Raw genomic sequence first — 20856 nt, 5'->3', positions numbered from 1 at the left:
GTCCTCTTTCTATTTTTTGTCTTTGAAAATCGCCTTTTTTGTTTCCAGCATTTTAAGAATATCCTCACTACTAAAAGGCGCCCCGAAACAAATTTCTCTATCTAAATATTCACTCTCAGGCGTATCTACCCCAACATTTATATTATAAGCAGTGTTAATACTATAATTATGCACGTGTCCGTGAAGATTGATACTATTCTTGGAAATCCCTAACATTAACGGGTAATGTGTCAAAAAAAACTGATGATGATTAAATTTTATAATACATCCCACATCATGCAAAATAAATTTCATTTTGCCATTTTCAAGTTGATAATTATTTTTCTGTAAAAATTTAAAAAAATCCCTAGTATCATGATTTCCCTTAATAATGTTTATTTGTCCATTTAGCTCGTTTAGCGTAGATGAAAGCTTAGTGAATCCTGTATGATTGGAATCAACCATTCCTACATCTCCTAGATGATAAACAACATCATTCGGAGAAACAACATTATTCCAATTGTTAATAATATTCCGATTCATTTCCGCTGCATTCAGATAGTTCCGCTGTGCAAAATGCGTGTCATGGGCTAGTTTTTCATCAAAGAAATGTGTATCCGATGTAAAAAAAAGCATTTTTAAACATCTCCGTTTTTTATGGAATACAATCCTCAATTTAATCTTACAACTAAACATTCTACAAAAAAAGATGATAAGTTTAAATAAATCAACTCATCACCTGTCTAGACTAATCTATTCGACGCGTAATAATTTTAGTTAAAAACAAAAAAACTAACCATACTATTGATGCAATCAACGCCGCTAATGTCGTTTTATCTAAACACATTACACCTGCGACAAAAAACAAGAATATTAAGACTATATAATCTCCATATGGAAACAGAGGCATTTTGAAATTATTTTGATGAATCTCATTTTTACTTTTTTGCTGCTGTTTTCTGTACTTCAAATGTGCAATTATGATCATTCCCCAGATAAACAAGAAGCATGTTGTCGCAACACTAGAAATAAACGAAAATAAGGCAGCGTTAGGGATGACAAAATTAGCCAGCACAGCAATTGTAATTACGACTGCTGAAAAAACTATACCGTTAGCTGGCACTTGACGCCGAGATAATTTACTAAGCCATTTAGCAAAACGATTGTTGTTCTTGTAATTTAACGAAAAGAGCATTCTGCCTGTACTAAAAAGAGAACTATTACATGCAGAAGCCGCAGCCGTTAAAACAACAAAATTGATAATACCTGCTGCAGCTGTAATTCCAATATTTTCAAAAACTTGAACAAAAGGACTCTGAGCTGCAGAAATATTTTTCCAGGGATAAATGCTCATCAAAGCCAATAAAGAACCAACATAAAAAATAATTACACGTGTTGGAATCTCATTTATTGCTTTTGGAATAACCTTAGTCGGATTTTCTGCTTCTGAAGCCGTTACACCTATTAACTCAATTCCAATAAAACCAAACGTAACCATTTGAAATGATAACAAAAAGCCCTTTAATCCTTTTGGAAAAAGCCCTCCATAATTCAGCAAATTTCCTAAACTAGCTTTCCCTAATGGCGTTTTAAATCCGATTATTACGAGTAGAATGCCAACTAAGATCAACGCTATAATGGCTACAATTTTAATCAAGGCAAACCAGAACTCAGTTTCACCAAACAATCCAACTGTAATCAAGTTTAAGACCAACAAAATAGCCACAACGATCAACCCCGGCAGCCATTGCGGAACGTTTGGAAACCAGTATCTCACGTACAGCCCAGTTGCAGTAACATCTGCCATTGCAATTGTTATCCAGCATATCCAATATGTCCATCCTGTTACAAAACCTATACTCTCACCCAAATATGTACGGATAAAATCAATAAAGGAATTTTTTTTCAGATCTGAAAGCAATAATTCTCCCATCGCCCGCATCAACAAAAAACAAATAGTCCCTGTAATTAAATACGCTAGCACAATTGAAGGACCTGCTAAATGAATAGATTTACCGGCCCCTAGAAAGAGACCAGTTCCAATGGTTCCACCTAAGGCGATCAATTGAACATGTCGACTTTTTAACTCTCTTGAAAATTCTTGCTTCGCGGCCATAAAAAAACTCCTAACTAATATCAACTAAATATTTCTAACAAGCTGTCTGTTTATAACACACACAATTAACAGTGTAAACTAATTATTAATTGAAGTAAAATTCAACAAGTTCATTTTACAATGATTTAAATTCATCTTAGTTAGTTATTTTTTACTGATTTGTGCCTGTAAAATTTCCTGATTTTCTTTTTGACAGCTCTTTCGTTTCAAATAAATATTTCTCTCACAACAAAAAAGCCGAGACATATATTTATCATCGACTTTTACTTCATCAAAACTATTTTTTTAATAGCCTAAAGCTTTTAAGCTTACTTTTTATTTCAGATTTAAATTGTCAAATTAGGGATTCTCTTAACGAGCTTGATTAAATAAAATTTAATTTGCTTTTACCTTACCGTACAATTTTTCAACATCTTCGGCAATCATTAATTCCTCATTAGTTGGAATTGTCCAAATCTCAGATTTTGAATCAGGCATACTGACCCTTGCTTCCTTAGACTTGACTTCGTTCAAATTATTATCAATTTTAATACCAAATATTGTTAATTTATCACAAATCAATTTTCTAACATATGGAATATTTTCGCCTATTCCCCCAGTAAAAATCAAAGCATCAACTCTTCCTAATTCAGCTGCATAAGCACCAATATATTTTACAATACGATTGACAAAAATTTTCAATGCTAGATCAGCCCGTGCATTTTCCTTATGTATCTCCATAATTTCCCTCATGTCTGAGGATACACCAGAAATACCTAAAATGCCTGATTTGTTATTTAACATCTGAAGTACAGCTTGGGAATCGACACCCAGTTTGTTTTCAAGATAAATTAACATTGATGGATCAACATCCCCAGACCTTGTCTGCATAGCTATTCCAGAAACAGGTGAAAAACCCATACTCGTATCAAAAGATCTGCCATTTCGAATCGCACACACAGAAGCACCGGAACCAAGGTGCAAAATAATGGCATTTGTTTTTGCCCTTTCACGACCAGCAACTTTCAAAAAACGTTGTAACACATAACGATAGCTTATTCCGTGTGCCCCGAACTTTTGTACATGAAATTTCTGATAATATTCATATGGTATCGCATACACTGTGTTTTCTTCAGGAATTGTTTGGTGAAATCCAGTATCGAAAACAGCCACGCTTAAAGCATTCGGCAATTCAGCCTTAAAAGCCTTAATCGCCATAATATTAGCTGGATTATGCAAAGGCGCAAACTCAATCAGCTTCTCCATTTCATCCAAAACAGCCTCGTCAATAACCACCGAACTTGAAAAATGTCCTGCTCCATTGACAAATCTATGACCTATTCCCTTTATTTCATCCAGTCTATCAACTACTTGATATTCTGTTAAAATTACCAGAAGTTTGTCAACTGCTTGCTGATGATTCTCGATTGTTAATTCCTCACAAAATTCATTTTCTTTTGTTACAACAGACAACTGTGCATTTTGAAAACCAATACGTTCAATCTGCCCTTTTGCAATAACTTCTGCTCCCGGCATTTGAAATAACTTCCATTTTAGTGTGGAGCTGCCTGCATTCACTGCTAAAATTTTAATCATTTTCTTCTCTCTCCAATAACTAATCTAAATTTTCCGCGACCCAACTATCAATCCGTTCAAGAAAATGAGCGAATTCTTTTTTTTCTTTTAATGGTGGAAAATCACCGATAAGAACCTGTTCTGCTTGTTTTCCTTCACCACCGTGTTTTTGAAGCAACAAGAGGGCCTTTTCACTTTTTTTATTCAAAAATAGATCTTCTGGCAAATTCAACATTCCTTGAAAATATGCCTGATCTTTAATTACATGCAGCAGTCCTTGTGTCTCTTTTGTTTCAAATAACCCACGTGGCACTAAGAACAGCCCATAACCTCCTGGAACAAGCTGTAATAAGGCTTGTTCAACAAGTAAATGATGAACATATGAGTGGCCCTTTTCTGCATGTGTCTTGAAATTAACAACTTTTTTGTCAACCGGATAATACCCAACAGGCAAATCACTAACAACAACATCAACTTTGGGTGTTACCAAATTATCTATTGCATCTTGATGAAAAAACTCGGCTGGAATTTTTTGTAAACGTGCACTCATACTTGCAATAGACAACAGTGTATCATCATTATCCACTCCGTAAAGCTTCATATTCTTGTACCCATCATTTTTCAGCTTATGGTAAACTGTGCTTAACAAATTTCCAGTTCCTACACTAATATCTAGAATTTTACAATCTGACTTTTTAATAAGTACTCTATTCAAAAGATACTCAACTAAAAAACCAATTGTATCAGGTGTCATTTGATGATTAGCTTGTATTTTATCTGTTTGGTTAGCTTTTACAAGCGCAAATTGAATAACCTGCCGCAGTTCCTCTGGTGTCATAGAAAAATTTTCCAACTGCTTATACAGTTCTACTAGCTGATCCCTAACTTTTAGTGATGGTTTCCCATCTTCTATCAAAAGTTCTCCACCCTCTGCAAGATTATCTCCTGTTTCAATTATTGCATCTAGGTAAGAAACAGCTAAATCTTTTTGAAGAAGATCAACAGCTTGTTCAAATTTTTTATAAAATTGTTCTATCTTTTCCAATGTCAATTAGCACACCCCAAGTATTAAATTACTTGTCTTAGTTTAACGATTCTTCTACATTATTTCAAGTCCCGCAGCTTTTGTTCTTGATATTTGAGGTCATATTTAACCAAAGTTTTTAATTCGATTGGCTTCCTATTATTCATTTTTATTACAAAATATTCTGACTTTTTTGTAACACTCCCCTGATTGAACCACATAACTTCATTATTGCTAATTCTATTAGCTAAAGCTAAATTTCTCATCGTTCGAGCTATATTATAATTCTTCAAATTCTGATACCCTAATATCTGTTCATGATAATATAAAGTTTGTGCACTAAAAATCATTCCCAGAAAAAATATTCCCATCATTCCTGAATAAATTAGATGTCCATTTGCCCCTTTCACTCACCCATCTCCCTCTTTGGCATAACAATGTGACAAATATAACTCTGTCCTTTCATTTCAACCATAATTGTTAAAGTGGTATCTTCATACTTTGTCGTAAAACTATTAACATCATACAACAAGGGTATATAGCCCGACTCAACTCCTGTCATTCTAATTAATTTATCCTCACAAAACAGTCGATATATTTTTTCCTTTGTTGGACTATAAAATCTGATTAAATTCTCTCCGGTCACATACTCTAATGACAAATTATCTGAACCAATTAAGTCAACAAACTGTGCCCACTCATAATTATCGCTTGCCTTTGTTTGCTTTATCATAGTACTTGAACTTTTTAGTGCGATTTCCAAAACACTAAATGCCAATGCTGTTATAAAAAGCGCACTTACACTTTCAATCATCGTAAAACCAGACATCTTTTTAATGATTTTTAATTTTAACTTCAAGCGTTCCATAGCGATTTTTAACAGATACTTTGTTCTGAAGATGATTCGCCTCATTTTTCGAAAGCACCTTCTTTTCATTATCGATCAATATTTTTTTACTTATGTTGTCGAGCCTTTCCGTAGCTTCATACTGTGCTACTGCTTTCTTTTTATTTTGAGCAAAATAACGCTCATTTTCACAGAAAAAGATAACAGCGACGCTAATAAAAAGCAAACCTATTATTGCTTCGGCTAACGAATATGATTCTATTTTCTTAATGTGTAACATGGTATTTCCCCCAACCAAGCTGAATCAAAATATAATACGGTTTATCCTGCAAAGTTGAATCAACAATAATTGTTCTTCCGCTTATACTGCCAGTATCATTAACATTTATTGATTCATATCTTCTAATCGTCATTGTCTTAGGTAGCTCGACTGTAACTTTTTTGTTATTTTGTTCGCTGAAAATAATTTTCTTATTTTTAAATATGATTGTGTGTACCTTTATAAATTTTGTTGAAGAAATTATCTCTCTTGTCCAAGTTTGTTTAAATGATTGCCAAAATATTTTTTCCTGTAAAACACTGATTGAACTTTCAAGTGGTCTTACAATTAATAGTAATGTAAACACACTTAAGGCTAAGACCACTATTGTTTCAATTAATGAAAAAGCCGGTTGTTTATTCCTCATTTTCTACCTGAATTTTTATTTTAGCCTTTTTGGCTTCACTATATTGCTTCTCATTTAGATACCCACTACTTTTTAAATCTTCAAGAGTTACACTTTCTTTATCTGTTTCATTTTGATAAAGATCGGCTTGTGTTTGAACAACATCCCCCAAAGCTTGATTACCAATACCACGTGCATTATCGCGTTGCTTTCCGATATTAGGAAGAATTATCAAAATAAGTAAACTTATTATAAACATTACTACCGCCATTTCAATTAAGGTGAAGGCAGGCCATCTTTCATTTAATGCTAATCGGCTTTTTTTTATCATTTATAAATTCCTCCTAAATTGTTATACATTGGCATTAGCATGCTTAGATACATTAAAATAATAGCAACAGCTATAAGCAAAAATAAGATTGGCTGAACACAGTTAATCATCCTATCGATTTGTCTTATTAGTTTTTCATATGCTAATTCTGAAAATAGCAGCAACTCCGAGCTTAATTCATCAAGAGTACTTCCCTTACTAAAAAAAAGGTTCAGTTCTTGCGGAATAAACATATATTTTGAAACAAAATATGTCAATTCATTGCCACCCAAAAGATTATTTTTTAGCTCCCTTCCAAAACTAGCAAGCAAAGAGCTTTCATCAAACTCCTCTAGAAAGAGACAAATTTCACGTATTTCAAGACCACTTTTTAAAAGCAGTCCAAAGTTAAATGCAATGTAATAATGGCAATAACGACGGTAAGCAGTTCCTAAGAAAGGAATACGACAATAAAATTCTTGACGTGACAAAACTGGCTGCTTGATTAACCAATGTACTAATCTAAATGAAAAAACGCCTGCCGCAAAAATACCTCCTCCTAAAATAAATGGATATAAATATTCTTGCCATGAGTCAGCATTTAAATCTTGCAGATTTTGAAATTTTGTTAGTTCAGGTTTTAACCAAATTTGAATGGCAATCATTAACCCTCCAAGAAGAATTAACAGCATTATTGGATACAACAAAATAGCCTTTAACTTGTCTGTTTGTTGAACTTTTCTTTCAAGAGTCTTGCCCAGTTGTTTTATACTCTCACTTAGTTTCCCGTGCTTCTCTGCTATATAAATTTGGTTAAAAATATTTTGCCTGACATATGGTTTAAATGCAGTACTTAGCATTTTCCCTTCTGCTAATTCACGCTGTATATAATCTAAAGCGCTTTTATTTTCCGGAAAAAAGATCGTAATATCTTCAAGTGCTTGTCGAATCGAGAAACCAGCATTCAACAAATCAGCTAATGTTTGAAAAAACAATGCCTGCTTCCGATCACTTAATCTTTTTTTTCTACCCTTCACTGTATTTTTTGTAAGTTTCTTCAGAAATCCATTTGTTTTGAACACATTTTTCAAGATCTTCCCTCCACCCCGCTGTCATCTTTCTTGTATCAACTTTTTCTAACTTTTCCCAAGATAATTCTCCAATACCAACCTGTTCAAATAACGCTTTGACCTTTCCTGTAACAGTTGGAATTAAGCGTTGATATATTATTAACTGCAGTGTTTGTTCTAAATCTGTCCTTGATACACCTAAATCAAACAATCTTTTTATAACTCCAAGTGCAGTTTGAGCATGCACAGTACTCAAGACCAAATGCCCGCTTAATGCTGCGGTAACTACTATTTTTGCAGTTTCCATATCACGTATTTCACCAACTATAAAGACATCTGGTCGATGGCGCAAAGAAGCTTTAACAAGTTCAGCATATGACATTCTTGCTCTCTCGTTCACTTGAATTTGCAAAAAACCGGGCTCATAAATCTCAACAGGATCTTCAATGCACATTACTTGAACATCTTTTAAGGAACGAACTAAGTGATACATTGTTGAAGTTTTTCCTGATCCGACTGGTCCAGAAAAAAGTATCAACCCTTTTTTATTACAGACTTTTTCCAATTTTTGCAAATGATTAGGGAAAAAGTATTTTTCATTTGTATCCTTCTCCTGATAAATCAAGCGAATAACTAGTGATTCACGACCTAAAAAATCCCCAATGCTGGACAAACGACCGAAAACTTTTTTTGTTCGAATGTCTTTTAATAAATACGCACCAATTTGCGGCCTTCGATGTTCACTCAGTGCCATATCTGCTTTAAATTTCAAGTAATTTATTACCTGTAAACCATATGAAAATGGCACACAATATATTTCTTTCACAATCCCCATAATATTAATTTTAATACTGTACTTATCTTCCCGCGGTAAAAAATAAATATCACTCGCTCTTCTTTCAATCGCAGTCTGTACTATTTTATCCACCTGATCTTTAAACATGTTTTAATTCCTCCTTCGTCAAATAAATACGCAAGTTAATTAACAAGACCATCTTTTTAAACAAGAAATGGAGCTTTTTTGTATTATTAGTTTGATGTTTAAAAATCATTAGGAAAACGATATCTTAGAACTTGTTCTAATACACGCAAGAAGACCCAGCTAAAAACTGATTTTAGTCAGTTTTTAGCTGGGTCTATCATGGATTATTTTGGCTTGAAATCTCAAAAAAGTAATTTTAATCTGAATTATCCAATACCAACACAGAAAAGAAATATAAAATTATCATAATACTTATTTAACGGGGTTCTTGTGAAGTTAATTCTGTCCTCATTAAGAAGAGAATTATAAGTTCATTTACAATAGTCAATAATCACCATTTTCATAATAGATAAGGAATCATTATTTCTTAGCAAATAGTTTAAAAAAATGGTCTATCGTCTTGTAACTTCTTTTTCTGTTGGGATGGAAGGAATTGCTCCAATTTTTTGAACAGTAAGCGATGAAGCCTTGTTTGCATAATGTACCGCCTGAGAAATGTTATCAAAATTCGGATTAAGCTTTGCCGCTAAACAGCCTATAAAAGTATCCCCTGCACCTGTGGTATCAATTGCTTTAACCTTGAATGCCGGAACTGCTTGCTCTTGATTATTTTCAGTTAAATAATAAGCTCCCTCACTACCCAAAGTCAGGATCACATTTTTTACACCTTTAGCTTGTAGCATTCTTGCTGCATTACGCTGGGATATTGGATTATCTACATGAATATCAGTCAACATCTCGGCTTCAACTTCATTGGGAGTTATCAAGTCGGTCAACTCTAAAAGCTTATCCGGCACTTTAGTTGCAGGCGCTGGGTTCAGAATCGTTGAAACACCAGCTGCTCGTGCCATTTTAAAGGCCTCAATTATTCTATTAATCGGGACTTCAAACTGCGCGACAATAACATCTGCTTTTTCAATTAGATAACGTGCGTCTTTAACATCCTCTTCTTGAATAAAAACATTTGCACCACTATTAACTAATATACTATTCTCCCCTGAATCTTGAAGTAAGATGTATGCTTGACCTGTAGGATTATTAGCATCTGTTTTTATATGTTCAATATTGATTCCATCTTTTTGCAGCAACTCGCACATCATCTTACCATATGCATCAGCGCCAACTCGTCCAACAAAATGTACCTCAGAACTGCTACGTGCCGCGGCAATGGCTTGATTAGCTCCCTTGCCTCCACCTGCCGTTTCAAACCCCTGCAATTTCATTGTTTCCCCAGGTTTTGGAAGTCGTGCAAGCTTCAGTATGATGTCAGCATTAATGCTTCCTAAAACAACAACATTTTTTCTTTTTTGCATATTCCTTCTTTCCTTTCTTCTTCTTTCTAACCGTATCACAAAAAAAATGTGCGCTCAATTATTTGTGCTTTTCTTCAAAAAGGACAAAAAATAAGAGCACGGGCAAAGTGAATTGTCCTGCTCTTTTATTTAGTGTTAGTTAAAAATCAATACTCAAGATAGATACTAATCTTCTGGAAATTCTCCTGCATGATAAACTGCAGAAACATCATCTTCATCTTCCAAACGATCAATCATTTTTTCAAACTGTTCGATTTTATTTTCAGGAACAGGCACATAATTTTGAGGAACCATAGTCAGCTCCGCCGTATCAAGATCATATTTTTTTTGCAGTTGATCCCGAACAACTGTAAAATCCTTGGGATCAGTATAGATTTCAAAAACATCATCTGAAGTTTGCAAATCTTCAGCACCTGCATTTATAACATCTTCAAACATTTGATCTTCATCTACGTCAAGTTCCTCACGTGCGATTGCAATATAGCCCTTGCGGTCGAACATGAAACTGACTGAACCAGATTCTCCTAGATTTCCACCATTACGCGTAAAATCTGCCCGAACAGCTGATGCAGTCCGATTACGATTATCTGTTAATGCATGAACCATCACTGCAACACCACCTGGGCCATAACCTTCGTACGTAATCTCTTCATAGTTCGCGCCATCAGCCCCAGTAGACTTATCAATAGCACGCTTAATATTATCTTTTGGCATATTTGCCGCGCGTGCCTTATCAATCATTAAACGAAGTTGTGGGTTAGAATCCGGATCAGGACCACCACTCTTTGCAGCCATATAGATCTCTCGTGATAATTTTTGGAAAATTTTTCCACGCTTAGCATCTTGGGCATTTTTGCGGCCTTGGATGTTATTCCATTTAGAATGTCCTGACATTTCTAATACCTCTTTCCGATAATTTCTTGAAAAATTGACGTTACAGTCAACTTTCATAATATCAAATCATTATAATTAAAGCAACAACTTATAAAAATTAACGTCCTTTTTTACGTTTTAAAGACAAAAGAACTACACAACAAACACCTAACATTGCACCGATTCCATCTAAAATAACATCTTGAAACAGCGGTGTTCTATCACCAGTAATCATTTGATGAAACTCATCAAGTGCTGCATATCCTATAGCGGCCAGCGAACAGATAGTAAGTGTTAAAAAAGCATTCTGGAGTCTTGCCTTCAATCCAGCTGCTAAAAAACCACCTAATCCTAGATAAATTGTAAAATGAGCACCTTTTCTAATGAAAAATTCAAAGAACTTGAAATAACCGATTTTATTGATGCTTATCGTCTCGTTAGCGTACTGAAATGAGAAGCGACTCAAAAATTGATCAAATGGTTTATTTGCAAAATACTTTTCCAAAAAAGGAACAGATGTCTGTTGATGATATGTCATTGAAGAACTGACAAACAAAATAATCATGATCAACAATGCAAGTAATAAATAGGTATTTGCACTTGGTTTATTCATTCGCATCAAAAAACACCCCTAAATTGTTTTCGTTAAAAAGATGCAGTAACTAAAAAATATCATTTTTATTAATCCAACAAAAAAATGTACTGTCTCTTTCTTTCACTAAAGATGACAGTATCATTTATTTTACTCTAAATGTTTCGATTTGCAAAAGCTAAAAAATTATGCATTAAAAAACAGCACCTATTTTGTCGAAGAACGTTTGATATATCCATAAGGTAACTCGACTGTCTTTTCTATGACATCTTCTTTATTCATCAGTTTAGTTAGGAAACGCATTGAGACAGCTCCAATATCATACAAAGGCTGTGTTATCGATGAAAGTTTTGGACGGACAATTTCGGTTATTTTTGAGTTGTTGCTGGTAACAATTTCAAAATCAGCTGGAACTTCTACACCCGCATCTTGTGCTCCGTTTAGCACACCCGCAGCCAGTTCATCATCACCAACAAATGCAGCAGTTGCTCCGGCTGAAACAATTGCTGGCCATAGAATTTCTCCGGCATGATAACTGTAATCAGTTTCAAATACTAAATCTGAACTAAATTCAATTCCGTTCTTTGCAAGTACGTTTTTATACCCCTTTAAACGATACTCACTGTTAATTGGCTCATTTAACGGACCGGAAATAAAAGCTATTTTCTTATTTCCATGATTAATCAAATCGGAAATTGCTTCCTCAACAGCTGCAACATAGTCAATATGAACACTACCTAATTTTTCTTTGTCATCAACTGAACCCGCCAAAATGATAGGTGTCTTGCTACGTTCAAACTGTACTCGAAGCTCGTCACTAATTTTATTTCCCATATAGATAATTCCATCTACTTGTTTTGCCAGAAGTGTATTTAAAACTTGTATTTCCTTCTGTGCATTTCCATCTGAATTTGCAAGAATGATATTGTACTTATACATCGTTGCAACATCATCAATTCCACGAGCAAGTGATGAAAAATATACATTTGTAACATCAGGAATAATAACTCCCACAGTAGTTGTTTTCTTACTTGCAAGTCCGCGAGCAACTGCGTTAGGCCTGTAATCTAAACGATCAATCACCTCAAGCACCTTTTTGCGTGTTGCTGGCTTAACATTGGGGTTGCCATTTACAACCCTCGAAACAGTTGCCATCGAAACTGCTGCCTCACGCGCAACATCATAAATTGTAATTGTTTGTTTTTCCATAATTAACCCTTTCTTATTTTCATTCATTTTCATTAACGTTACCTAATTTAGCAAAAAAAAAGACTAAATGCAAGCGTTTCATAGCTTGGATACTGTCTTTTCATACTCTTTTCATTTTCTACAGGTCTGACAGCTGCACGCTATGCTATAATTTATGTATTAAATTAAGGGAGCGATATTATGTCACACATTGAATCTGTACAAAAATGGTTAGCCAGTAATAATTACCAAGTCGGTTACATCAGTGATCCTAAGAACATTCAGTATTTTACTGGTTTCTCGAGTGATCCTGTCGAACGTGTCTTAGCACTTTTAGTTTTTCCGGACAAAGATCCATTTTTATTTGCCCCAGCTCTTGAAGTTGAAGCAATTAAAGATACCGGTTGGACTTACCCAGTTTATGGTTACTTGGACCATGAAAAACCATTTGCAATTATAGCTGACAAAATTCGTGCGCGAATTAATAATCCTGATAAATGGGCAATTGAAAAAGGAAATTTGAACGTTATCCGTTATGAAACATTAAAAAAATTGTTTCCTGAAGCCCAATTTGACGGGAATCTCACACCCTTCATCCAGAATGAGCAATTGATTAAAACATCCGCTGAAATTGAAAAACTCGAAGTGGCCGGCAAATGGGCTGACTTTGCATTTAAAGTTGGCTTTGATGCCCTTAGGAAATCCCGTACAGAACAAGATATAGTAGCTGAAATTGAGTATGCTTTGAAGAAAAAAGGTATTACACATACCAGTTTTGATACAATAGTCCAAAGTGGCACCAATGCGGCCGAACCACATGGATTCCCGAAAACGGATAAAATCAAAGAAAACGCACTCGTGCTATTTGATTTAGGTGTTATATATCAAGGATACATCTCAGATGCAAGCCGAACTGTTGCTTTTGGTAAAATAGATGAAAAAGCTCAAGATATATACAAAGTCTGTCTTGAAGCTCAGTTGACAGCCCAAGCTGCTGCAAAACCTGGCATCATAGCTGAAGATCTTGATAGCATAGCACGTGATATTATAACCAAGGCTGGCTATGGTGACTACTTTATTCATCGTTTAGGTCATGGGATGGGACAAAGCGAACATGAATTTCCATCAATTATGAAAGGAAACAAAATGGAATTGCAACCTGGTATGTGTTTTTCAATTGAACCTGGTATTTATATTCCCGGCGTTGCCGGTGTCAGAATAGAAGACTGTGTCCATATCACTGATAATGGTTGTTTACCATTTACGCATACTCCTAAAGAACTTCAAATTATTCCGGTTCGTTAATTTAAAAAATTAATTTTTAAAGTTAGGTCCAGTTAGAAACTGACTCATATCAATTTCTAACTGGATCTTTTTCATCACACTAACTAAAGATAAAAAATAGCCCTATTCGCAACGGAATAAGACCACTACCGGATTATGAACAAAACACTTTGATAACTCAAAATAATCCACATCAATCATACTTTAATTTTCTTCTTTAGGATAAAAAACTTCGGTCGGATTATCTTCAGATTCCGCAGCCTGCTTTGCTTGTCCAAAAGCAGAACGCCCATCAATTACAATGTCTGTCTCAGGAGCCAGATCATCATACTCTACTTTTTCCTTCTCGAACTGCTGCTTTAAATCAGACGTAGCTTCTTTTAAAGAATCAAAAGCCTTATTTACATTCTCATTACTTTTCAAATCTTTAGCTGTTTCAGAAAATTTTTGTTTCAAATTTTCCAAATCATCACGAAATTCATTTTCATCCTTGAAATATTCTTTAGCAAATTGATAATATTTTAATGCTGCTTCGCGCCCATCATCCGTTAGCGCACTAAATTTATTTAAAACCTTCTCTCGATGTTCACTTTTAAGCAGGTATCTTGTCGCTCCATAAGCTGCAGCCCCTGTCACCAAAGTAACAGCTATTGCTGTTTTCTTTCCCATCAGACCATCCCCTTAAATTCATTTTTTATTTTTTGCCTTTTTTGTGTCTCATGTTATAAATACGTTTCAGAAATCCAACAGCGAGTGTTGCTTTGCCAACATTTTTCGATGAAGATGAAAAGTTCCCCACTAAATTTCGACTTGCACTATTCAGATCGGAGACACTCTCGCTGAGATCCGCTACCGTTTGGAAAAGCGGATCTATTTTTTTCGACTTTCCGTTGACATCATCTAATAATACATTCGATTTAGCAAGGATAGCTTCAACTTCTTTCGAAATTGCATCAGCATCATTCCGTAATGTCTTAACGCTCTGATTTACCTCTCCCATTGTTTTCGCAACTTTGACCAAAACAATACACATAAAAATGACAAGTAACAAGAATGCTAATGCAGCTATCAAACCCGCTAGTTGTCCCAAAGATAGTGTCATATAAACGCCTCCTCTTTTTGACTACTTACTCTTAGAATAGCATTGACACCTTAAAACTTCAATTAAAAGACAAATTAGCTGCTGACACACTAATTTCAAATCATTTCTGTCTTAAGTCCTTTTTTTTGATATTATAGATATAGTTAAAGGAGAGCTGTCAAATGCAATATTTTTTTCTAAACGCAAACAATTCATCATTGACTTCAGATGTTTCACATCAAGTCAGCCGTCAGACAAATTTTTTAGCCACTTATTTTTCAAGTATTAATTGGAATCAGATTATCAGCAAAGCCGTAACATTACTTTTATCATTAGTTCTGCTTTCACTTTTTTTTATTTTGGTTAATTGGATTGGAAAACGAATTATTTATCGGAGTTTCAAGACTACCCGTAAAAATGAACATTTAACGGTTAATCGTATCAATACAATTTATACATTATCTTTGAACATTTTTCATTATTCCGTATTGTTTTTTTACTTCTACGCAATCTTGTCGGTTTTAGGAATTCCAGTTGGAACGTTAATAGCAGGTGCAGGAATTATGAGTGTTGCTCTAGGCTTAGGTGCACAGGGATTCGTAACTGACGTTGTTACCGGCTTTTTCATCCTTCTGGAACAACAATTTGATGTTGGAGACAATGTTAAAATTGGTCAGATAGAAGGGACAATTCATGCAATCGGCCTGCGAACAACACAAATCATTGGCTACGATGGTACATTACATTATGTGCCTAACCGTAATATTACGATTGTCAGTAATCTTTCACGTAACGACATGCGTGCATTGATTGACATCTATTTTGATCCAACAGAAGACATCAAGGCAATGTCACTTATTATTAAAAAAGTCAATGAACGTTTAACGCCACATTTTCCCGATATAACTAAAAAGCCAACACTGCTCGGTACTGTAGATAATGGTAGCGGTGTACTTTCACTACGAGTTATCATCTATACTAAAAATGGTGCTCAATATGAGATTCAACGGACTTTCCTAGCTGCTTATCTAGAGGAACTTACAAAAGCCGGCTTCAAAATTAACAGCTCGCCAATCAACCTTACAACTACTTAAACAGCAAATAGATTGGAAAACACAAAAAGCTGGGATAAACTTTGAAAATAACATTCAAAATTTATCTCAGTCTTTTTTGATGCTGCATTTAGAGGATAATATCTACACTGTTCTTTTCAAATAATTTTCCATAGAGAAACCGTCAGTTTAATTGACTTCCTCGTCTTAATGCATCCTAAATTATCTGGATACCAGTTACTTATAACCAAGTCAAGATTGAAGCTGGGGTGCATACCCCAAAATTATCGGACTACTATTTTCCTGCCTGGTCCTAATTATTTTTTTGTACCACTTCATTTTGTCTGGCCTGCAAAAAACCAGTCATTGCCTCAACCCCCTTGATAATTGCACCTTCTTTTGGAGCAAAGAATTCGGAATGAAGCGAATATTTACTTTCAACTCCCAGCCAAAACATTGTTCCTGGAATTTTAGACAGCAGAAAGCCAAAATCTTCTCCTGTCATTGCAGGTTTAGTTTCAATAAAATCGACATTTTCCGCCATTTTCATATAATTGATAAAAGCAAGTGTTGTTTGCAAATTATTTTCAACAGGATAATAACCCCCTTGATGTAAATCAAGTTCAAGTTGACATTCATAAGTCGCTGCAACACCTTCCGCAATTTTCCGAACGCGCTTTTGTATCATAACGTTCATATCTTGTGTCAATGCTCGAATCGTACCGTCAATTTGTGCACTTCCTGCAATAACATTTCCTGTTTTTCCTGCTTCAAAGTGACCCAATGTAACTACGCCTGCCTGAATCGGATCAACATTACGGCTAACAATTGTTTGAACCTGATTAACAAACTGCGCTCCAGCAACGACCATATCATTAGCATACTGTGGAAAAGCAGCATGTCCACTTTCACCAATAAAGTGTGCATGTATTTCACAAGTCCCCGCAAATAATGTTCCCTGACGACACCCAATTGCTCCCATTGGAAGTTGTGGGTTATCATGAAAAGCATATATTTCATCTGGCATCCAATTATCTAAAGCCCCACTCTCATATAATTGCTTTCCACCACTTGCATTCTCTTCGGCCGGCTGAAAAATAAATGTCATATCCACCATTGGCTGATTATCAGCAAAAAAGCTTAAAATGCCGAGTGCAACTGTCATATGAATATCATGTCCGCAAGCATGCATTCTCCCAGGATTTTCAGAGGAAAAAGGCAGTCTTGTTTGCTCATCTACTGGCAAACCATCAATATCTGTCCGATACCCAATTGTATACCCTGGATTCTTTCCTGAAATTTTTACTAAAATAGCAGTTTTCCAAGTCTTTATCTCTAAAAAATTCTGCGGAAAATTTTTTATAATTTTAAGCAGTTTGGCTTGTGTTTTAAATTCCTCCATACCTATTTCTGGAATTTTATGCAATTCTCTTCTGATCTCAATTAATTTTTTCTCGTTAAGTATCATATCATCAATTCCCATTCTAAATTATTTTCATTCCTTATATTAAACCACATACTCAAAAAAAAATACTCGAAAATATAATTATTTTCGAGTATTTACACAAAAAATTTATTGCTTATATCTTACGAAGCTCATCGACGATCTCAGTTTTCCCAGCTGCAACATCTGAAACGTTCTTAATCTTTTTAGCTGGTGTTCCCACAACGACCGTATTCGGAGCAACATCTTTGGTAACAACCGATCCAGCACCAACAACAGCACCTTTTCCGATACGAACTCCCTCTAGAACAACTGCATTGGCACCTATTAAAACACCATCTTCAATCACAACAGGCTGTGCAGATGGCGGCTCAACAACACCCGCTAAAACAGTACCAGCACCAATATGGCAATGTTCACCAACTATAGCACGACCACCTAAAACGGCACCCATATCAATCATTGAATTAGCACCTATTTCAGCGCCAATATTGATAACTGCTCCCATCATAATAACAGCGTTATCGCCAATTTCAACTTGATCACGAATAATAGATCCTGGTTCGATACGTGCATTGAACTTTTTCTTATCCAGCAATGGGACACCTGTATTCCGTCCGTCATTTTCAATATGGTAACCAGTAATTTTTTGGCTATCCTCCAATAATGGCTGAATTAATTTCCAATCACCGAACAAAACACCAGAATTCTTTTCTAAGTATGCATCAACACTACTTGGTATTGTTAATTTGTCCACCTGTCCCTTAATATAAACCTTAACAGGTGTTTCTTTTTGTGATTCAGCAATAGTACGTATAATATCATTTGCATCCAATTTTGCCACAAAAATTCCTCCTAATAATATCAATCAATTTTTAGGTGTGTCAGCACCATTAATCGTCTCGTCTTTATCTTTTTCTGAAACATTATAATCCTTGTCAAGATCATGTGCAACATAATTAAAGCTTTTCATAACCTCGCGTCTGGTTACAATTCCTGTGAAAACACCATCCTGATTAACCACAATCAAAAATGGTTGATTAACCAGCATATGTAAAATTTCCTCGAAATCATAAGGCAAGGTAATGGTTGGAGCGTTCTTCTCCATGACATCACCAACGGTCTTTCGACTCAACTTGGTCGCATCGATTCCATTCATGCCCAGCATTGTTTCAGTAATCATTGGCAAAGACAATAATCCCTTGAAATGCTGCTCATTGTCTAAAACTGGGATTTTTGAATAACGGACCTTTGTCAAAACTAAAAATGCATGATCCAAGTGATTAGTCTCCTGAACATTGGCAACAATTTCTGCTGGAATCAGAAAATGATCTTGTCGTTCATTTAACATATGCTCAACCGGTTTTGCTATCACATTATTAACCTCCTTCGGTCACTAATTATATTCTATGGTATTTTTTAACAAAAACCAACTATAACATCTGAAATTAAGCGTTTACTAATATTTACTTTGAATTAATTTATGATAAGATTAGAAAGTATTATTTTTAAGGAGGTTATCATGGATTATTCACTAACAACACGGTTAGCGGCTGAATTTTTCGGAACAGCAATCATGATCATTCTAGGTAATGGTTCAGTCGCAACTGTTGATCTAGAACGCACCAAAGGTAGTAACAGCGGTTGGATTATTATTTCAGTCGGATATGGTTTTGCTGTTATGATACCAGCATTAATGTTTGGAAGCATCTCAGGAAACCATATCAACCCAGCTTTTACAATCGGCTTAGCCGTTTCTGGGCTCTTTCCTTGGAAAGAAGTCATTCCATACATAGTTGTACAGTTACTAGGAGCCATTGTAGGACAATTAGTCGTCTTTGCCTGCTTCAAGCCCCATTACGACTTAACGGCTGATACAAACCGTGTCCTAGGAACATTCTCTACCACAGATGCTACCAAGGGCAAACTCAATGGATTCATTAACGAATTTTTTGGAACTTTCACACTTGTTTTTGGTGCTCTTGGCATCACTAATTCACCGACTTTTGCCAAAGGAAATCAATTATCAGGTTTTATCGGAGTTGGATTGCTTGTGATGGTCATTGTTGCATCCTTTGGGGGACCAACAGGACCTGCTTTAAACCCAGCTCGAGATTTAGGACCGCGGTTACTACATCAAATTTTGCCGCTAAAACACAAAGGTTCTTCACAATGGGATTATAGCTGGGTTCCTGTTGTTGCTCCACTTTTAGCCGGTATTTGTGCTGTAGCATTATTCAAAGCTGTTTTTCTGTAAAATAACATCTACTGTTCTACCTGTGAATGAGAATTTATTCTCATTCACTTTTTTTGTCGAAAAAATATATTTAGCATAAAATAGACTTATTCAACACTTTAACTTGCACAAAAAACCATGCGACTAATTTATCATAGAATATAAAAAGCCAAATTAGGGAGCATGCTGTGACGCTTTGCTTTCTAATTCGGCAAGAAGTATTATAATCATTTCATTGCATCAAAAAAATCTATCTTGTCAATTCAAAGGATCTCCATACCACTTTTGATATAAACTTTGAATTATGTTCATCGTTTGCATAGTCAACTCTGGGGTGGCAACCGGGCTTGAAGTAGCACCTGAATTCAAGCAACTCGCTACATGCTCAATTTCATACACTACCCCATTCTCCTGATTTTCGAGCACAAAACGTTTTGTGCCCAATTCATTCTCTAAAATCGCAGCAGACCCCTCCCAGTAGTTAGGAATTTTAATTTTGCCTTTGGTCCCATAAATTACTAACTTACTTTCTATGTCAAAGTCAGTCGTAATCAAACTGTTGATTAAAACATTACCACACTTTAGAGTCAGAGCACATCTTGTATCTGCCTCACCAACTTGATTGTATTCAAACCCGGACCATTTTTTTATTGAATCGTTCAATAAAAATTCAATAACGCTTAACAAATTTGATCCGCCATTGAAGAATGCACCGCCACCAGCTGAAAGTTCAGAGAACCAACCGTGCTTATCACCAATATCATGTTTCTCTTTAACATCAATAAATTTCACTTCACCAATAGTTTTGTCCTCAAGCATTTTCTTGACTTTGCGCATAATTGGCAGGAAGAGTGCACTTTGAGCTTCCATTATGAACAACTTTTTTTTAGAAGCTAGTTGGAAAAGTTCGCTCGCTCCCACTTTATGCCGTGTAAACGGACGTTCCAAAAGAACATTTTTCCCATTGTCCAGAGCCATTTTAGCACAGTCATAGCGCTCTTTGTTTTTAACCGGTATATACACAATGTCAATTTTATTTGACTGGCATAGCTGTACATAATTCTCATAAACTTCTGGCACAACCATCTCAGCTGCAAATTTTTTACTCAACGCCTGATCAGCATCAGCAATCCCAACAACAACACTATTGGAACTCATATTCAGTGCTCTAACAAACTTCGCTGCCTGCGATGTCGCTCCTATAATACCATAACGAATCTTACCTGCCATACCTCTCACCTCATCT

Annotated in this window: 24 protein-coding genes; 3 read left to right on the top strand and 21 right to left on the bottom strand. The window is 35.4% G+C overall.

Annotation, left to right across the window (positions count from 1 at the left end; all coding sequences use genetic code 11):
* Nucleotides 1–9 precede the first annotated feature (9 nt).
* The 15 genes from FD20_RS07625 to ccpA form a co-directional block, all read right to left on the bottom strand.
* A complete protein-coding gene (locus FD20_RS07625) occupies nucleotides 10–615 on the bottom strand; it encodes a metallophosphoesterase family protein (protein ID WP_057737345.1) in 606 nt (201 codons plus the stop codon).
* Nucleotides 616–727: 112 nt separating this feature from the next.
* On the bottom strand, nucleotides 728–2095 hold the full coding sequence (locus FD20_RS07620; protein ID WP_057737343.1) for an amino acid permease: 1368 nt from the start codon (nucleotides 2093–2095) through the stop codon (nucleotides 728–730).
* 375 nt (nucleotides 2096–2470) lie between these two features.
* The gene (locus tag FD20_RS07615) at nucleotides 2471–3670 is read right to left on the bottom strand and encodes an acetate/propionate family kinase (RefSeq protein WP_083489080.1); all 1200 of its coding nucleotides are present in this window, start codon (nucleotides 3668–3670) and stop codon (nucleotides 2471–2473) included.
* 19 nt (nucleotides 3671–3689) lie between these two features.
* Nucleotides 3690–4700 carry a class I SAM-dependent methyltransferase gene (locus FD20_RS07610; RefSeq protein WP_057737341.1) on the bottom strand — a complete coding sequence of 337 codons (1011 nt, stop codon included), beginning with the start codon at nucleotides 4698–4700 and terminating at the stop codon, nucleotides 3690–3692.
* Between the two features lie 53 nt (nucleotides 4701–4753).
* Nucleotides 4754–5083: a hypothetical protein gene (locus tag FD20_RS07605; RefSeq protein WP_057737339.1), complete on the bottom strand. Its 330-nt coding sequence runs from the start codon at nucleotides 5081–5083 to the stop codon at nucleotides 4754–4756.
* Nucleotides 5080–5532, bottom strand: coding sequence for a competence type IV pilus minor pilin ComGF (locus FD20_RS07600; protein WP_057737338.1), 453 nt, complete (start codon nucleotides 5530–5532; stop codon nucleotides 5080–5082). The genes FD20_RS07605 and FD20_RS07600 overlap by 4 nt, the downstream gene beginning before the upstream one ends.
* The gene (locus FD20_RS07595; RefSeq protein ID WP_057737336.1) at nucleotides 5507–5800 is read right to left on the bottom strand and encodes a hypothetical protein; all 294 of its coding nucleotides are present in this window, start codon (nucleotides 5798–5800) and stop codon (nucleotides 5507–5509) included. The genes FD20_RS07600 and FD20_RS07595 overlap by 26 nt, the downstream gene beginning before the upstream one ends.
* The gene (locus FD20_RS07590; protein WP_057737334.1) at nucleotides 5787–6206 is read right to left on the bottom strand and encodes a hypothetical protein; all 420 of its coding nucleotides are present in this window, start codon (nucleotides 6204–6206) and stop codon (nucleotides 5787–5789) included. The genes FD20_RS07595 and FD20_RS07590 overlap by 14 nt, the downstream gene beginning before the upstream one ends.
* Nucleotides 6196–6516: a competence type IV pilus major pilin ComGC gene (gene comGC / locus FD20_RS07585; protein ID WP_057737332.1), complete on the bottom strand. Its 321-nt coding sequence runs from the start codon at nucleotides 6514–6516 to the stop codon at nucleotides 6196–6198. Before comGC ends, FD20_RS07590 begins: the two co-directional genes overlap by 11 nt.
* On the bottom strand, nucleotides 6513–7577 hold the full coding sequence (gene comGB, locus FD20_RS07580) for a competence type IV pilus assembly protein ComGB (RefSeq protein WP_235807735.1): 1065 nt from the start codon (nucleotides 7575–7577) through the stop codon (nucleotides 6513–6515). The genes comGC and comGB overlap by 4 nt, the downstream gene beginning before the upstream one ends.
* A complete protein-coding gene (gene comGA, locus FD20_RS07575; protein ID WP_057737327.1) occupies nucleotides 7522–8508 on the bottom strand; it encodes a competence type IV pilus ATPase ComGA in 987 nt (328 codons plus the stop codon). Before comGA ends, comGB begins: the two co-directional genes overlap by 56 nt.
* 431 nt (nucleotides 8509–8939) lie before the next feature.
* Nucleotides 8940–9860, bottom strand: a complete 921-nt coding sequence (gene rbsK / locus FD20_RS07570; RefSeq protein WP_057737326.1) for a ribokinase — start codon at nucleotides 9858–9860, stop codon at nucleotides 8940–8942.
* A 165-nt stretch (nucleotides 9861–10025) separates the two neighbouring features.
* Nucleotides 10026–10754, bottom strand: coding sequence for a YebC/PmpR family DNA-binding transcriptional regulator (locus tag FD20_RS07565; protein WP_057737324.1), 729 nt, complete (start codon nucleotides 10752–10754; stop codon nucleotides 10026–10028).
* Nucleotides 10755–10851: 97 nt separating this feature from the next.
* Nucleotides 10852–11352: a VanZ family protein gene (locus tag FD20_RS07560; RefSeq protein ID WP_057737322.1), complete on the bottom strand. Its 501-nt coding sequence runs from the start codon at nucleotides 11350–11352 to the stop codon at nucleotides 10852–10854.
* Nucleotides 11353–11532: 180 nt separating this feature from the next.
* Nucleotides 11533–12534, bottom strand: coding sequence for a catabolite control protein A (gene ccpA, locus FD20_RS07555; protein WP_057737370.1), 1002 nt, complete (start codon nucleotides 12532–12534; stop codon nucleotides 11533–11535).
* Between the two features lie 180 nt (nucleotides 12535–12714).
* Here ccpA and FD20_RS07550 point away from each other — a divergent pair, with 180 nt between their 5' ends.
* The gene (locus FD20_RS07550; protein WP_057737320.1) at nucleotides 12715–13818 is read left to right on the top strand and encodes a M24 family metallopeptidase; all 1104 of its coding nucleotides are present in this window, start codon (nucleotides 12715–12717) and stop codon (nucleotides 13816–13818) included.
* 183 nt (nucleotides 13819–14001) lie between these two features.
* Here the strand turns inward: FD20_RS07550 and FD20_RS07545 are convergent, their stop codons facing one another.
* Nucleotides 14002–14466, bottom strand: coding sequence for a hypothetical protein (locus FD20_RS07545; protein ID WP_057737318.1), 465 nt, complete (start codon nucleotides 14464–14466; stop codon nucleotides 14002–14004).
* Nucleotides 14467–14491: 25 nt separating this feature from the next.
* Nucleotides 14492–14899, bottom strand: a complete 408-nt coding sequence (locus FD20_RS07540) for a DUF948 domain-containing protein (protein ID WP_057737316.1) — start codon at nucleotides 14897–14899, stop codon at nucleotides 14492–14494.
* Nucleotides 14900–15060: 161 nt separating this feature from the next.
* On the opposite strand from FD20_RS07540, the gene FD20_RS07535 reads away from it, so the two are divergent.
* Nucleotides 15061–15972: a mechanosensitive ion channel family protein gene (locus FD20_RS07535; protein ID WP_057737314.1), complete on the top strand. Its 912-nt coding sequence runs from the start codon at nucleotides 15061–15063 to the stop codon at nucleotides 15970–15972.
* 271 nt (nucleotides 15973–16243) lie between these two features.
* Here the strand turns inward: FD20_RS07535 and FD20_RS07530 are convergent, their stop codons facing one another.
* The 3 genes from FD20_RS07530 to cbpB form a co-directional block, all read right to left on the bottom strand.
* Nucleotides 16244–17398: an N-acetyldiaminopimelate deacetylase gene (locus FD20_RS07530; RefSeq protein WP_057737367.1), complete on the bottom strand. Its 1155-nt coding sequence runs from the start codon at nucleotides 17396–17398 to the stop codon at nucleotides 16244–16246.
* A gap of 112 nt (nucleotides 17399–17510) precedes the next feature.
* Complete coding sequence (dapD, locus tag FD20_RS07525; protein WP_057737312.1) at nucleotides 17511–18218, bottom strand: 2,3,4,5-tetrahydropyridine-2,6-dicarboxylate N-acetyltransferase; 708 nt, start codon at nucleotides 18216–18218, stop codon at nucleotides 17511–17513.
* Nucleotides 18219–18242: 24 nt separating this feature from the next.
* Nucleotides 18243–18749 (bottom strand): cyclic-di-AMP-binding protein CbpB, encoded by a 507-nt coding sequence (gene cbpB, locus FD20_RS07520; RefSeq protein WP_057737310.1) that lies wholly within the window; start codon nucleotides 18747–18749, stop codon nucleotides 18243–18245.
* A 147-nt stretch (nucleotides 18750–18896) separates the two neighbouring features.
* On the opposite strand from cbpB, the gene FD20_RS07515 reads away from it, so the two are divergent.
* Nucleotides 18897–19631 (top strand): MIP/aquaporin family protein, encoded by a 735-nt coding sequence (locus FD20_RS07515; protein WP_057737308.1) that lies wholly within the window; start codon nucleotides 18897–18899, stop codon nucleotides 19629–19631.
* A 237-nt stretch (nucleotides 19632–19868) separates the two neighbouring features.
* Here the strand turns inward: FD20_RS07515 and FD20_RS07510 are convergent, their stop codons facing one another.
* Nucleotides 19869–20840, bottom strand: a complete 972-nt coding sequence (locus tag FD20_RS07510) for a Gfo/Idh/MocA family protein (RefSeq protein ID WP_057737306.1) — start codon at nucleotides 20838–20840, stop codon at nucleotides 19869–19871.
* Between the last annotated feature and the right edge of the window lie 16 nt (nucleotides 20841–20856).

The sequence above is a fragment of the Liquorilactobacillus uvarum DSM 19971 genome, assembly GCF_001434935.1.
Taxonomy (GTDB): Bacteria; Bacillota; Bacilli; order Lactobacillales; family Lactobacillaceae; genus Liquorilactobacillus; species Liquorilactobacillus uvarum.
The sequence above is the reverse complement of the archived record's forward strand: the minus strand, read 5'-3'. Positions and strand labels throughout refer to the sequence as shown.

Excerpts from the sequence above, each read along its gene's own strand:
- FD20_RS07625 (WP_057737345.1), bottom strand. The coding sequence starts at position 615 with ATGCTTTTTTTTACATCGGATACACATTTCTTTGATGAAAAACTAGCC.
- FD20_RS07620 (WP_057737343.1), bottom strand. The coding sequence starts at position 2,095 with ATGGCCGCGAAGCAAGAATTTTCAAGAGAGTTAAAAAGTCGACATGTT.
- FD20_RS07615 (WP_083489080.1), bottom strand. The coding sequence starts at position 3,670 with ATGATTAAAATTTTAGCAGTGAATGCAGGCAGCTCCACACTAAAATGG.
- FD20_RS07595 (WP_057737336.1), bottom strand. The coding sequence starts at position 5,800 with ATGTTACACATTAAGAAAATAGAATCATATTCGTTAGCCGAAGCAATA.
- FD20_RS07590 (WP_057737334.1), bottom strand. The coding sequence starts at position 6,206 with ATGAGGAATAAACAACCGGCTTTTTCATTAATTGAAACAATAGTGGTC.
- comGC (WP_057737332.1), bottom strand. The coding sequence starts at position 6,516 with ATGATAAAAAAAAGCCGATTAGCATTAAATGAAAGATGGCCTGCCTTC.
- comGA (WP_057737327.1), bottom strand. The coding sequence starts at position 8,508 with ATGTTTAAAGATCAGGTGGATAAAATAGTACAGACTGCGATTGAAAGA.
- rbsK (WP_057737326.1), bottom strand. The coding sequence starts at position 9,860 with ATGCAAAAAAGAAAAAATGTTGTTGTTTTAGGAAGCATTAATGCTGAC.
- FD20_RS07565 (WP_057737324.1), bottom strand. The coding sequence starts at position 10,754 with ATGTCAGGACATTCTAAATGGAATAACATCCAAGGCCGCAAAAATGCC.
- FD20_RS07560 (WP_057737322.1), bottom strand. The coding sequence starts at position 11,352 with ATGCGAATGAATAAACCAAGTGCAAATACCTATTTATTACTTGCATTG.
- ccpA (WP_057737370.1), bottom strand. The coding sequence starts at position 12,534 with ATGGAAAAACAAACAATTACAATTTATGATGTTGCGCGTGAGGCAGCA.
- FD20_RS07550 (WP_057737320.1), top strand. The coding sequence starts at position 12,715 with ATGTCACACATTGAATCTGTACAAAAATGGTTAGCCAGTAATAATTAC.
- FD20_RS07545 (WP_057737318.1), bottom strand. The coding sequence starts at position 14,466 with ATGGGAAAGAAAACAGCAATAGCTGTTACTTTGGTGACAGGGGCTGCA.
- FD20_RS07540 (WP_057737316.1), bottom strand. The coding sequence starts at position 14,899 with ATGACACTATCTTTGGGACAACTAGCGGGTTTGATAGCTGCATTAGCA.
- FD20_RS07535 (WP_057737314.1), top strand. The coding sequence starts at position 15,061 with ATGCAATATTTTTTTCTAAACGCAAACAATTCATCATTGACTTCAGAT.
- FD20_RS07530 (WP_057737367.1), bottom strand. The coding sequence starts at position 17,398 with ATGATACTTAACGAGAAAAAATTAATTGAGATCAGAAGAGAATTGCAT.
- FD20_RS07515 (WP_057737308.1), top strand. The coding sequence starts at position 18,897 with ATGGATTATTCACTAACAACACGGTTAGCGGCTGAATTTTTCGGAACA.
- FD20_RS07510 (WP_057737306.1), bottom strand. The coding sequence starts at position 20,840 with ATGGCAGGTAAGATTCGTTATGGTATTATAGGAGCGACATCGCAGGCA.